Origin of the sequence: Paracoccus aerodenitrificans, assembly GCF_027913215.1 — a bacterium.
Classification (GTDB): Bacteria; Pseudomonadota; Alphaproteobacteria; order Rhodobacterales; family Rhodobacteraceae; genus Paracoccus; species Paracoccus aerodenitrificans.
Window position 1 is genome coordinate 657,290 of record NZ_CP115784.1, and the last position, 12,152, is coordinate 669,441.

At 61.8% G+C, this 12,152-nt stretch carries 12 protein-coding genes and 1 pseudogene; 2 read left to right on the top strand and 11 right to left on the bottom strand.

What is annotated here, in order from left to right:
- The first annotated feature begins 260 nt into the window (after positions 1-260).
- Both PAE61_RS04545 and PAE61_RS04550 read left to right on the top strand, forming a co-directional pair.
- Positions 261-419 carry a hypothetical protein gene (locus PAE61_RS04545; protein WP_271114204.1) on the top strand — a complete coding sequence of 53 codons (159 nt, stop codon included), beginning with the start codon at positions 261-263 and terminating at the stop codon, positions 417-419.
- Positions 412-2,499: a recombinase family protein gene (locus tag PAE61_RS04550; RefSeq protein WP_271114205.1), complete on the top strand. Its 2,088-nt coding sequence runs from the start codon at positions 412-414 to the stop codon at positions 2,497-2,499. Before PAE61_RS04545 ends, PAE61_RS04550 begins: the two co-directional genes overlap by 8 nt.
- Positions 2,500-2,505: 6 nt before the next feature.
- Here the strand turns inward: PAE61_RS04550 and tnpC are convergent.
- The 11 genes and pseudogenes from tnpC to PAE61_RS04610 form a co-directional block, all read right to left on the bottom strand.
- A pseudogene (gene tnpC / locus PAE61_RS17625) lies at positions 2,506-3,833 on the bottom strand (IS66 family transposase); the annotation flags it as partial.
- Positions 3,834-3,911: 78 nt separating this feature from the next.
- Complete coding sequence (tnpB, locus tag PAE61_RS04565) at positions 3,912-4,259, bottom strand: IS66 family insertion sequence element accessory protein TnpB (protein WP_088238992.1); 348 nt, start codon at positions 4,257-4,259, stop codon at positions 3,912-3,914.
- Entirely contained in the window at positions 4,256-4,651 is a 396-nt protein-coding gene (gene tnpA / locus PAE61_RS04570) for an IS66-like element accessory protein TnpA (protein WP_271114207.1), read from the bottom strand. Before tnpA ends, tnpB begins: the two co-directional genes overlap by 4 nt.
- A 147-nt stretch (positions 4,652-4,798) precedes the next feature.
- A complete protein-coding gene (locus PAE61_RS04575; protein ID WP_243700135.1) occupies positions 4,799-5,029 on the bottom strand; it encodes a rhomboid family intramembrane serine protease in 231 nt (76 codons plus the stop codon).
- Positions 4,974-5,240, bottom strand: coding sequence for a hypothetical protein (locus tag PAE61_RS04580; RefSeq protein ID WP_271115193.1), 267 nt, complete (start codon positions 5,238-5,240; stop codon positions 4,974-4,976). The genes PAE61_RS04575 and PAE61_RS04580 overlap by 56 nt, the downstream gene beginning before the upstream one ends.
- Before the next feature lie 74 nt (positions 5,241-5,314).
- Positions 5,315-5,875 carry an NADH dehydrogenase ubiquinone Fe-S protein 4 gene (locus PAE61_RS04585; protein ID WP_271114208.1) on the bottom strand — a complete coding sequence of 187 codons (561 nt, stop codon included), beginning with the start codon at positions 5,873-5,875 and terminating at the stop codon, positions 5,315-5,317.
- 1 nt (position 5,876) lies between these two features.
- Positions 5,877-6,497, bottom strand: a complete 621-nt coding sequence (locus PAE61_RS04590; RefSeq protein ID WP_271114209.1) for a hypothetical protein — start codon at positions 6,495-6,497, stop codon at positions 5,877-5,879.
- Positions 6,498-6,708: 211 nt separating this feature from the next.
- Positions 6,709-7,356 carry an HdeD family acid-resistance protein gene (locus PAE61_RS04595; RefSeq protein WP_271114210.1) on the bottom strand — a complete coding sequence of 216 codons (648 nt, stop codon included), beginning with the start codon at positions 7,354-7,356 and terminating at the stop codon, positions 6,709-6,711.
- Positions 7,357-7,382: 26 nt separating this feature from the next.
- On the bottom strand, positions 7,383-8,525 hold the full coding sequence (locus tag PAE61_RS04600; protein WP_271114211.1) for a sigma-70 family RNA polymerase sigma factor: 1,143 nt from the start codon (positions 8,523-8,525) through the stop codon (positions 7,383-7,385).
- Positions 8,526-8,602: 77 nt separating this feature from the next.
- Complete coding sequence (locus PAE61_RS04605) at positions 8,603-11,497, bottom strand: ATP-dependent Clp protease ATP-binding subunit (protein ID WP_271114212.1); 2,895 nt, start codon at positions 11,495-11,497, stop codon at positions 8,603-8,605.
- Between the two features lie 260 nt (positions 11,498-11,757).
- Positions 11,758-12,018, bottom strand: coding sequence for a MarR family winged helix-turn-helix transcriptional regulator (locus tag PAE61_RS04610; protein ID WP_271071037.1), 261 nt, complete (start codon positions 12,016-12,018; stop codon positions 11,758-11,760).
- Between the last annotated feature and the right edge of the window lie 134 nt (positions 12,019-12,152).

A 12,152-nucleotide genomic window follows, 5' to 3' on the forward strand; every position in this document is an offset into this window, starting at 1 on the left:
ATGGCATGCCTATTTTGGCTCGGACGTGAAGGTTTTCCGCACGCTCAGTCGCGGTGATGGCCAACATGTCGGTCTCGAGCGCGATCCAGGTATAGCGATCCTTGCACCCGCCTGGATTCTGGATGCTTCTGTATGTCAGGGTTTCGATCTTGGTGAACCCGTGGTGTCCACGGAGGCGCTTTACGATCTTCATTCGGTTCTCCGGCACCTCGGTTTCCGGCGAAGGTTCCAGGGTGACGACTCACCCATGGAGGCCCCGAATGACGCATCACAGATCCCCGACACCAACCCAGTTGCCACTGCCGTTGGCACCGGCGCCACTGCTGACGGAACCGGAATACCGGTCGATCGTGACGGCGCTGGCGCAAGTGCTCCTGACCGCAGCAAAATCGGATCCGGAAAGGCACAGCGATGAATGACATGGCCCTCGCGTTTCCACCGGAACTGCTGAAGCGTCAGGCGGTGATTTATGTACGCCAGTCGACGCAGAGCCAGGTCATGACGAACCTCGAAAGCCAGCGTCGGCAATATGATCTTGTCGAGATGGCCCGCGGGTATGGATTTGCCGGGATCGATGTCATCGACGACGATCTTGGTGTATCAGCCAGTGGCTGTCAGGCCCGCCCCGGCTTCGAACGGCTCGTCGCCATGTTGTGTTCGGGGTCGATCGGCGCGGTCTTCTGCCTGGAAGTGTCGCGTCTGGCCCGCAATGGGCGCGACTGGCACCATATGCTGGAGCTTTGCGGCCTGGTAGATGCGCGTGTCGTGGACCATGACGGCGTCTACGACCCTCGCCATCCAAATGACCGGCTGCTTCTTGGCATGAAGGGCAGCATCAGCGAGTTCGAGCTCGGCGTCCTGCGCACGCGCATGGTTGAAGCCGCAAGGGCGAAAGCGCGCCGGGGTGAACTGCGTTATACCCCGCCGATCGGCTACCTGTGGGATCGCGACGCCGGGGTGATGTTCGATCCCGATCTCCGCATCCAGGAGGTCATCCGGCAGCTTTTCCATCGGTTCCGTGAGCTTGGAAGCGCCCGGCAGGTTCTTCTGGCGATGTCGAGCGAGGGCATTCACTTTCCTCGACCCTCCGATGGCATTCGACTGACAAGTTTCGAATGGCAGCCCATTCGGTATCGCAACGTGATCAGCGTCTTGAAGAACATGTTTTATGCCGGGGTCTACGCCTATGGTAAGACCGGGCGGCAAGCAAAAATCCGAGACGGCCGCGCGCATGTCACCTACAAGAACCGCAAGTCCCCTGAAGATTGGGATGTTGTGATCAGGGATCACCATGTCGGCTATATCGATTGGGAGGAATATGAACGCAATCAGGCGCAACTGGCCAAGAACGCTTTCGGACGTGCTGGCGGGAGCAAATCCGGTCGCGGCGGCGGTGCGCTCCTTGCCGGTCTCCTCTGCTGTGCGAGATGCGGGCGGCGGTTGCATGTGGTCTATACAGGCCGCACGCCGCGCCCCGTCTACCGCTGTGACAATCCAAACCTTCTTCTCGGACAGAAACGCTGCATCACCTTCGGTGGGTTCCGCCCAGACAAGCTTATTGCAGACGCTGTTCTCGAGGTTGTCGCGCCATTTGCCATCGATGCCGCCATCGAAGCACGTGCAATGTTGAACCAAGCGGCCGAAGACAAGCGGTTGGTGCTCGAGATGGAGTTGCAGCAAGCCAGATACGATGCGTCCCTGGCGGAACGACGCTATGCCGCTTGTGACCCTGATAATCGCCTTATCGCATCAGAACTGGAGAAACGGTGGGAAGAAGCCTTGGGACGCGTTCGCAGTTTCGAACAGCGTCTCGATACGGATTTTGCAGCAGCACCGGAGGTGGATGTCACGCGCCTTGAAGGGCTGGCGCAGGACCTTGAGACAGCCTGGACAGCTCCGGCGACATCCATGCGCGACAAGCAAAGATTGATCAGGACACTGATCGAAGACATCGTGGCGGATATCGACGACCATACAGGAGAAATCGTTTTGGTCGTCCACTGGAAAGGCGGCCGGCATACGGAATTGCGTGTCAAGAAACCGAAGACCGGTGAACACAATGCCCGCACCAGTGAAGAGGCTTTGGGGATCATCCGCGAGATGGCGGGACGCTGGTCCGATGAGGCGATCGCTGCCTGTCTTAACCGAATGGGAATATCGACTGGTCAGGGCAAGACCTGGAATGCGAAACGCGTTTCATCCATCCGGCGTGTAAATGATATTCACGGATACCTGTCTGCCGACAAGGATGGCCCGTGGTGCACCATGACCGAGGCGGCGAAAGAGCTCGGTGTGACCAATCACGTCATCCGCAAGCTGATAAAGGACGGTATTCTGCCCGCAAATCAGGTGGTCGATGGCGCACCGTACCAAATACAGACAACTGACCTGCATTCGGATACCGTCAAAGCCGCCCTTTCACGAAAAGGACGCCCGTGTCGCGCTAAGCTCGACGACCAGCTATCAATGTTTCCAACCACTTACGAAGGGGGTGCATAATGACCAACCAACGGCAATAGGTCTGATCGAGCGCTCACAGGTGTTGTTGTCCAGCTCGCGATGCCCGTCGCTGAGATAGCCCCGCGCTTTAGGCATGCGGTTCAGCGCGTAGCGGATCGTTTTGGCCAGTTTGGTTTTGCCGGAGATCTTGCGTAGCTGTGCCTGTAGCCAAAGTTCCAGATCGTCGAAGACCGGCTTGGCCTTGGCCTGCCGCAGGACCACGCGCTCTTCTGGAGATATCCCCCGTGCCTCTTTCTCCACAGCATAGAGCTGTGCAATCTGTTTGATCGCCTGTTGGGCGATGGGGGAGCCAGTGCGCTCGACCTCATCGACAAATTTGCGGCGCACATGGACCATGCAGGCCTGTTCGTCAGCCTTGCCCTTGCCGAACAGGCCATTGAACCCGGCAAAGCCATCGGCATGGACCGTGCCGGTATAGCCTGCAAGATGGTTGGCGGGGTGTTCGCCCTTTCGATCGACGCTGAACTGATACCAGGCGCAGGGGGGTGCTGCCCCCACCACGGGCGTTCGTCCCGGACATAACTCCAGAGCCGGGCGGTTTTGGTTTTTGTCGTGTTGGCGCGAACCTGCAGTTTTACGGGGGTATCGTCCGCAAACAGGGCGGGCCCCGCCCGGACCAGTTTGCCGATGTGCTCGGCCAGAGGCTCCAGCAGGGCCGTTGTGCGCCCAACCCAGTCGCTCAGCGTGGAGCGATGCAGATCCACGCCTTCGCGTGCGTAGATCCTGGATTGCCGCTCAAGCGGCAGATGATCGCAATATTTGCCGACCAGCATGTGCGCCACGAGGCCAGGGCCGGGCCGTCCGCGCTCGATCAGGCGCGATGGCAGCGGGGCCTGGGCGAAGGCTTCACAGCAGGTGCAGGCCATGCGCGGGCGGATGAAGCGGCGCACCACGAAGTGACCGGGGATGTAGTCCAGCTCTTGGGTGATATCCTCGCCCACCTGGCGCAGGGTGCCGCCGCATCCAGCACATGCCTCACCGGGTGACTGGACCTCATCCTGCCGATCCAAATGATCTGGCAGCGGCTTGCGGCTGTGCTGGCGCTTGTTGGGTGGGGCCTCTTCATGAATGGCCGACTGTTCGGTGTGTTGATCCTCTGCCGCCCGCGCGATCTCATCATCTTCTGACAGATCCAGCGCCAGTTGATCCATACCCTCTGACTTCGCGCCAAAGCGCGCCTTGCGATGGCCGTGAAGTTCAGCCTTCAGCTTCTCGATCTGGTAGGCTTGAGACTGGATGTGCTGGAGCATTTGCGCGCTGACAGTGCGCAACTCATCAGGGTCTTCGGGCAGGGATTTGAAGGCCTCCAGCATGGCGCAATTTATACCCGAGCGCCCCCTGCGAGGGAACGCAAAACTGCGCTAAATCCCATGTTTTGTTGACAATTTATGTCACCCCGCGACCAGTGGTCGCCAAGTCTTTTGTGGTGTCCGCCAGTCGATTCCTTCGAGTAACATCGATAGCTGCGACGGGCTCAGGCTGACTTTGCCTTCCTTGGCAGCGGGCCAGACAAACCGGCCCCGTTCCAGCCGTTTTGTAAATAGGCAGGCCCCTTGGCTATCCCACCAAATTATCTTCAAAAGATCACCCCGGCGACCACGGAAGACGAACATGTGGCCCGAATATGGATCCTCGGCCAAAACCTGTTCAGCCTGTGCCGCCAGCGTATTGAAACCGCGCCGCATGTCCGTGACGCCAGCCGCCAGCCAAACCCGCGTGTTGCTTGGCACCGGGATCATTGCGCCAGTGCCTCAACCAACGCCGAGATCGCTGACAGCGCCGTCGGACCCTCCACCAATATCCGCCGACCATCCGACAACGTGATGTCCACGCGCTGCGCGGTGATCGGATCCGTCGACGGAGTGCGCGAAATGGGTGCCACCATGACAGGCTCCATGCCCGCAACCTCGACAGGAAGAAAGGTCGCCCCTTCAGGCGCCGACAAATCCGCAGCCTGATCCTCTGATGCAAACCGAGGGTCGCGAAGCCATTTATGGATCAGGTTGGTGTTCATCGCGTAGCGCCGCGCGACCTGCGCAACCGAGACACCGGGAACCCGCGCCTGCGCGCAGATCGACCGCTTCTCATCGTCTGACCAGACCCGCTTCTTCTGGCCCTTCTTGCCCGCCATCGCCCACCTCAAGATGTCCACTATCGATGGTGGACATCTAGCAGGCACTCCATCTCCCCGTCAGAGCGGGGAAACCGGACGGATACCGTGGGCATCCTGTATCCTTTCGTTGACGAGCCGGTCTTGGCGGCCGGCTGATGCAAGCGTTCAGCGCGTGGATATGGCGCGGCGGGCCTCTCGCTGCCGCGGTGCGGGTAGGTAGCAACCGATCACGCCCGCGATGGCCCCCGATGCGCCAAGCGCGGGAACGACTGAGTGGGGGTTCGCCAGCGCGTGAGCCAGTCCGGCCGCCACACCACAGAACAGATAGAACAGTGTGAATCTACCCGGTCCGAGCCGATCTTCGACGGCGGGGCCGAAGATCCAGAGCGTCCACATGTTCAAGATGAGATGCAGCCAGCCCCCCGTGCAGGAAGATTTTGGTCAGGAACGGGGTCCAGTAGGACGGGGCGACGAGGCGGAGCTGACCGAAGACGCGCGACGGCACCAGCGCGAGGTCGAACAGGAACCGGTTGAGCGCACGCGGCGGCAGGCCGCTCTGGTAGAGGAAAGCGAGAAGGCTGATCCCGACGACTGACCAGACGGCCACGGGGGGTATCTGCGAGCAACGGTATCGGCCCGTGGAAACATCTAATTTCCCCGAGCGCATGCAGTTGGCCGTCATCACGTCGTCTTTCTTGCAATTGTCACACCCGTCCACGCTGGAGGATCAGAGGCGGGGAAGGATTCGAGCGAGGCTTCGAGGACCGGATCGAAACTCTCCTTGTCGCTGGTAGACGGGTCGGCCGTTCTCTCATGCTGGACGCCTCTTGAGAGGCGGCGATCGGGGCGGAACGCGACCCGGAAGGCTCCCGGGGCATCGACGCCCCTGTGCAGCCGGTGGCGCGTCTCACCCGCCCAACGGTTCGCCATCCGGGCTCCCCCAGCGTCCTCGCGCACGACATAATGCCAGTCCTGCCGCTCTGCGAAGTCCACGGCGCTATCGCGGTCGGGGAATTTCAGCCGGATCGGGCGATAGGGATCGTCGCTGGAGGTATGTCCCATCAGCGGGTCGATCTGCGGCGGCCGGGACGGCTCGAACTCCAGGACCCAGTAGTTGGGCCGAGGCGCCGATGTCATCGCGGAACGGGCAGGACGGTAGATGATTGCCGTCGGCACGTCCCAGGATGACAGATCGGTTCCGGGAATTTTCGGCGGGAATGGTGGACGATTATGGCCGCGCATATCAGTTCTCCCGGGTGTCGGTGGATACGAGAAGGTGACGTTCGAGCTCGTCGAGTTTTTCCATTCGCCTCGAATTCAGGCGAACGGCGCGTTCGGTGTTCTGCGAAGGAAAGGCAGCAGCGTGCAGGACGTCCGACCGCATCGCTATCGTGAGATCGGCGACGGCATTCATCACGCCCTCTCCGTCCCCGTCCGAGAGCGTGCCGTCAGCAAAACCGGACTGCAAGCTCTCCAGTACCTGCTCGAAGCTGGACACGACCCCTGCACTCGCGACCACAGCCAGCTTGTGGCTGAGAACACGCAGTTCATCGATCAGCTTCGCATCGTGCCTTGCGGTTTCCACGATCTCTGCGACCTTCTCGATACAGGCCATGTAAATGTCGCATTGCTGCTGGAGGATGATGACCCTTCCTTCCTTGCGAAGCTCGAGATCGGTCTGGCGATTGAGAAGCGCCGCGGTCAGAATGATCGTCACGACAGCGCCGAGGAAGATGAGCGTCATCTCCTGCGCGAAAGGCAGTATGTCTTCGGCAAGATACATCGAACGAAAAACGAAAAGGATTCCGATGCCCAAGGCAGCGGCCGCACCAGCAAATGCCAAGTCAGGCAGGCGGTTCGACATCAGCACCTCGCATTTTCGGTGTCAGGTGGCATGCACGGCTTTGCATCGGCGTCCGGCGCCTCTGCGTCCCGGTGCCGCAGGAAGATTGGCGTCGGACCGCTGCCGAACGGATTGAAGCCGGTGCTCAGGCAACGGTCGAAGATCGTTTCGTCCCATCGGATGAAATCGTGCTCCTCGCCGGCAAGTCGCCCGTCATGCACCACAGGGCACCTCACGCCTTTGCCGATGGGGGAGCGTCATCGAAGGCCGCACCGTCCGAACGATCCGCCTTGCGAAGCCGTAACCCGAGGAGGATCATCATCACCCCGAAGAACGCGGCGTAGAAGCCGATCAGCCAGCCGAGCGCGAGGAAGCTTTCGACCGGGCGCGTCAGCAGCATCCAGGTCACGACGACACCGAGAACGACCGAGAGAAGGCCGCTTAGGATCAGCCAGATTTCGCCGTCGATTTCCTTTCGCAGGCGGATCGCTGCCGCGATCTCGAGGGCACCCGAGAACACGGACCAGAAGGCGATGCTGGCCCAGAGGAATGTCGCAAGCACAAGCGTCGCGACAAAAGGCGAGACAACCACGACGACGCCCGTGGCGATGCCCAGAATGCCGCTGAACATCAGCCAGCCCCAGCGTTCGCCCTTGCGGATGTTACGTATCGCGGCGACGAGGCCGAACACGCCGTCGGCAAAGGCGAACGCGCCGAAGACCAGCGTGAGCGCCAGAAGCGATTGCGCAGGCATGACGAAGGCTAGCACTGCGATGATCAATGCGAGCACGCCGCGTAACACGAATGCCCACCAATTCCGGGACAGGCTGCACAGCATGTCCTGCATCTTGTCGGTCGGGTTTTCAGAGGCTGTGGTCATTGGTCGATCTCCTATTCAGTTCCATGTCAGGTGTCGGAGCCGGCCTCCTCGCCGGTTAGGGCGGCGGCCACGCGGCGGCGATCCTCGATCGGCTGAGGCAGACGCTGCGTGTGAGCGATTTCCCGTTCGATGGGCGCGCGGCCTGATGGATCTCTGACCAACCCGGCTTTGGCAAGCCTCGCGCGTAGTGTCGCGCCCGCATTTTCTGCGATCTCGGCGACCTCTGTCTCGGTCAGGCCGAAAAGGTCTGCCGTCTCCGCGATCGTGGCGTCTTCCAGGTACATCCGATACAGGACGCGGCGCTCGACCGGAGCAAGATCTGCGATAGCCCGGTGCAATGCCATGGCGATCTTATGACGATCCACTTCGGTCTCGGGGTCTGTGCCGCCGTCGTCGGCGATGAGGTCCTCCACCATCAGCACTTCGTCGGGCTGGTAGAACTCGAACATCGCCTGATCCGCTTCGGTCGGATCCTCCGCCGGGGCCTCGGGTTCCGCCTCGATGGAGGCGGCATCCTCAGGCACGGCGCGGCGGGCGGCGCGGGATTCTTCCTCGATGGTCTCAAAAGCCAGCCGTTTCAGCCAGTCGCCGACGGAAAACTCCGAAGGCCGATCCTCGAAGCGGGCCAGCCCCTTGAGGATCGTCGCATCGACGATATCGCGAACGCTCAGGTAGCCAGCCGGCACAGACCCGCTACACTCGAGATAGGTCAACTCGCGCCTGACGGTATCGTAGACCGTATCGAGATGATCCTCGATCAGGTCAAAGAAGAGCTGGCGCCGGTCCGCTTCCGCCGCATCCCGCGCGGGCGACAGCGGGGCGCCGATCCGGCGCCGGCGGGCGGGACGCTTGTATTCAGGCTCGTGCTTGAGGCGCGCCACATGCCGATCGACCTGGTGGCGCAGGTCGGCAAAGGCCTTGCGCAGGACAGGCTCGATCTCGAATCCCTCTTCCCGCGCCGCGATCACGCCCGACGGCAGTTGCAGGCGCAGGCTGACTTTGATGCGCTTCTTGCCCCTCGTCTGCGAGGCAACGACTTCGAGCCGGACCAGATCCTCGCGAAAGCGCGCAAGGTGCGGTTCAAGTTGCCGCACCTCTTCCTCGATGACCTCAGGCGCGCGCTGTTGGCCGTGCCGGTCGAGATTGCGGAATGATCTAATGACGTTCATGCCGTGGACCTTCCTATAACTCTCCGAAGAGATGGCCCGGCGCGACCGATATCGCGCCGGGCCAGTCTTTTGCGCTGTCACTCGGCGGACTTGTCGTCCTTGGACTGCACCTCATCCCCAACGCTGGGCTTCGGAACGTCCGTCTTGTTTTCGGCAACTTCGCTGGGCTCCTCGATCCCGGCCTTGGCCTGATCGTCCGGGCTGTCGTCACCGGTGTCCTTTACGATCTTTTCGAACACGACCCTCTGTTCGTCTTCCGACCAGGCGACGCGGACCTTGTCGCCATCCTCGATCCGCCCCGAGAGCAGTTCGCGAGCCAACTCGGTCTCCAGCTCCGACCTGATCAGCCGGCGCAGCTCGCGGGCGCCGAATTCGGGGCGGAAGCCGACCGCGCCGAAGTGATCCACGACGCTCACATCGAGTTCGAGTTCGACGCCCTGGGTAAGGGCGGTCCGCTTCACCCGGTTGAGCTGCAACTCGACGATCTGGCGGATCTCCGACTGATTCAGCGAATGAAAGACGATGATCTCGTCGATCCGGTTGATGAATTCGGGCCGGAAATGGCCGCGCAGCACCTCCATCAGTTCGGATTTCTGCTTGGCCTCGTCGAACTCACTGCTGCCGCGTTTCGTGAGGTTGCGCTGGATGATGTCCGAACCGAGGTTCGAGGTGGCGATGATGATGGTGTTAGTGAAGTCCACCACGCGGCCCTTGCCATCTGTCAGGCGGCCATCGTCGAACACCTGAAGCAGGATGTTGTAGACATCTGGATGCGCCTTCTCGATCTCGTCGAGCAGCACCACCGAATAGGGCCGGCGGCGGACCTTTTCGGTCAGCTGCCCCCCCTCGTCATAGCCGACATAGCCCGGAGGCGCGCCGACCAACCGTGCCACCGCGTGACGCTCGCCATATTCCGACATGTCGATCCTGAGAAGCGCATCCTGATCACCGAAGATCACCTCGGCCAGCGTCTTGGCCAGTTCCGTCTTGCCGACGCCGGTCGGCCCGAGAAAGAGGAAGGTCGCAGTCGGACCGGAGCCGTCGCGCAGACCCGCGCGCGCGAGTCGCACCGCATCGGCCACGGCGTGGATCGCTTCTTCCTGGCCGATGACGCGCTCGTGCAGCTTGTCTTCGAGCTTGAGGAGCTTGTCCTTCTCCTCGGTGGTCAGTTCGGTGACCGGAACCCCGGTTATCTTCGAGACGATCTGGGCGACGTGATCGGCGCGCACCTCGGCGGTCGCCGAAGCCTGGTCGCGTTTCCAGATCTCCAGAAGCTCGTCGAGCTCCTTCTGCTTCTGCTCGAGTTCCTTTTTCAGCTCAGCCGCCCGGTCGAATTGCTTGCGCGCGGCGGCATAGTCCTGTTCGCGCTTGATCTGCGCGGCTTCGGCCTCCAACTCCTGGACGTCCACGGGCCGCGCAGTGGCCGAGATCTTCACCCGCGCCGCGGCCTGGTCGATCAGGTCGATCGCCTTGTCGGGCATGAAGCGACCGGTGATATAGCGATCCGAAAGCTCCGCGGCGGCGATGATCGCCTCGTCGGTGATCGTCACCTTGTGGTGGCTTTCGAGCGTGTCGCGCAGCCCGCGCAGAATCATGATCGTCTGTGCGACCGTGGGCTCGTCCACATAGACCGGCTGGAATCGGCGTTCGAGTGCCGCGTCCTTCTCGATGTATTTCTGATACTCGTTGAGCGTCGTCGCACCGATCAGGTTCAGCTCGCCCCGCGCCAGCGCCGGCTTGAAGGTGTTGGCAATGTCCAGACCGCCTTCGCCGCCGCCCTGGCCGGCGCCGACGATGCTGTGGATCTCGTCGATGAAGAGAATGAGGCTGTCCTTTTCCTCGGTGATCTCCTTGAGGATCTTCTGGACTCGCTCCTCGAACTCGCCGCGATACTTGGACCCTGCGACCATCGAGTTGATGTTCAGTTCAACCAGCCGCTTGTCGCGCAAGGCCTCGGGCACCTCGCCGGCCACGATCCGCTGGGCGAGCCCCTCGATGATGGCGGTCTTGCCGACGCCGGGCTCGCCGATCAGCACGGGGTTGTTCTTCTTGCGCCGCGCGAGGACCTCGATCGTCGTTTCGATCTCGCGGGCGCGACCGATCACAGGGTCGAGCTTGCCCTCGCGCGCGGCCTTGGTGAGATCGCGGCTGAACTGGTCGAGATCGGGGGTGTTCGACGGAGTCTCGACGCGGCCTTCCTCGGCACCCTTGCCGACCACCTTCGTCACCTGCTGACGCAGCGCCGGCGGCGTCAGCCCCAGCTTGCGCAGCATCGCCGCCGCGAGGCCTTCGCCCTCTTCGGCGAGCCCGATCAGCAGATGTTCCGGCCCGACATAGGAATGGCCGAGTTCGTTCGAGGCGATGAAGGCCCGGTTCAGCGCGTCCTTCAGGCGAGGACTTACGCCGATTTCGCCTTCCGTCTTGGCGTCTCCACGCTTCGCTTCCTTCTCGATCTGGCGCCGCAGATCGTCCACATCGACCTTGAACTGTTCCAGGATCGTCTTGACGACGTCAGACGAGGTCAATGCCAGAAGCAGATGTTCGGTATCGACCTCGCTGCGCCCGAATTCCCCGGCCTTCTGTGCGGCATCCTGCAGCAGCTTGTTGCCCTGTTCGCTCAGCCGGTCGGCGATGGTGCGTCCGCCGCCGCGCCGCGATCCACGCCGCGGCGCGCCCTCGCCGACAGTGGCGTCGACGACAGCGTCATCGCCATCACCCACAGAGCCGAGCGTGCCGCCTCGCAGCGGACTGTCACCAAAGAGGCTGCCGAAACCGCTCTCGCCGAAGAATTCGTCAAGAAGGGAACGCCGCCCGAACAGGGACTCAAGCGGCGAGGCGCTGCGACCCGACCGGCGCGCTATTTCGCTGTAGTGCTGATCGCACAGCTCCATGTTCTGAACCCTGCCGTTCACCGAGGCGCGCACGCGCGCCGTCGCCGGGCGACCGCAAATATCGCAAGCTCCGTTTGCCATTCGTCTTCTCCGTTTTCATTATCCAGTCAGGGTTGTTCGCCGATCATCTGCGCAAGTGACAGTGTCACGCAGCGACCGCTTCCGTTCTTTCACCTTGGACCCAATTGCCACAAGATCGGGCTCGCCCAGTGTCTCTCGTTGCAGGAGATCTTGCACCGATTGCTCGAGAAGATCCAGTCTTCCTCTCCATACCGATTCGCCCCCTCTAGCTTGAAAGCCGCGCATCTATGCGTTCGAGAAGTGCGAGAAGAACGCGCCTCTCATCGACTGATAGGTCCTGTAAGATGTCTTCCTTCAACGCCGCTCGTCGGGGATCTAGGTCTCGCAAGATTTTTTTGCGTCTTTCTCGTCGGCACAACGATCTGCGACCGCCGATCATTCGGTGACGGCGAACGCTCAACCCAGCCGCCGCGCACCATGCGGTCCACGAGTTGCCCGGCTGTCGCACTGCCGACTTCCAGCCGCGCCGCGATGTCGCCGATCGCGAGGCCCGGGCACTCGTCCACATGGGCGGCTGCCATCCAGACTGTCTCGTCAGACCGGTCTCACGACTTTCATCGTCGATCCGCTGCTGGATGTGCTGGGCGACCCGATGGATCGTCGTCCTGATCAACGCATGGTCGGATGCAATCATCATTTGACCTCCAAGGATCTG

What these genes read in the sequence shown, in the direction of transcription:
- PAE61_RS04545 (WP_271114204.1), top strand. Translation starts at nt 261, where the DNA reads ATGACGCATCACAGATCCCCGACACCAACCCAGTTGCCACTGCCGTTG.
- PAE61_RS04550 (WP_271114205.1), top strand. Translation starts at nt 412, where the DNA reads ATGAATGACATGGCCCTCGCGTTTCCACCGGAACTGCTGAAGCGTCAG.
- tnpB (WP_088238992.1), bottom strand. Translation starts at nt 4,259, where the DNA reads ATGATCCCGGTGCCAAGCAACACGCGGGTTTGGCTGGCGGCTGGCGTC.
- tnpA (WP_271114207.1), bottom strand. Translation starts at nt 4,651, where the DNA reads ATGGCGGGCAAGAAGGGCCAGAAGAAGCGGGTCTGGTCAGACGATGAG.
- PAE61_RS04575 (WP_243700135.1), bottom strand. Translation starts at nt 5,029, where the DNA reads ATGTGGACGCTCTGGATCTTCGGCCCCGCCGTCGAAGATCGGCTCGGA.
- PAE61_RS04585 (WP_271114208.1), bottom strand. Translation starts at nt 5,875, where the DNA reads ATGCGCGGCCATAATCGTCCACCATTCCCGCCGAAAATTCCCGGAACC.
- PAE61_RS04590 (WP_271114209.1), bottom strand. Translation starts at nt 6,497, where the DNA reads ATGTCGAACCGCCTGCCTGACTTGGCATTTGCTGGTGCGGCCGCTGCC.
- PAE61_RS04595 (WP_271114210.1), bottom strand. Translation starts at nt 7,356, where the DNA reads ATGACCACAGCCTCTGAAAACCCGACCGACAAGATGCAGGACATGCTG.
- PAE61_RS04600 (WP_271114211.1), bottom strand. Translation starts at nt 8,525, where the DNA reads ATGAACGTCATTAGATCATTCCGCAATCTCGACCGGCACGGCCAACAG.
- PAE61_RS04605 (WP_271114212.1), bottom strand. Translation starts at nt 11,497, where the DNA reads ATGGCAAACGGAGCTTGCGATATTTGCGGTCGCCCGGCGACGGCGCGC.
- PAE61_RS04610 (WP_271071037.1), bottom strand. Translation starts at nt 12,018, where the DNA reads ATGGCAGCCGCCCATGTGGACGAGTGCCCGGGCCTCGCGATCGGCGAC.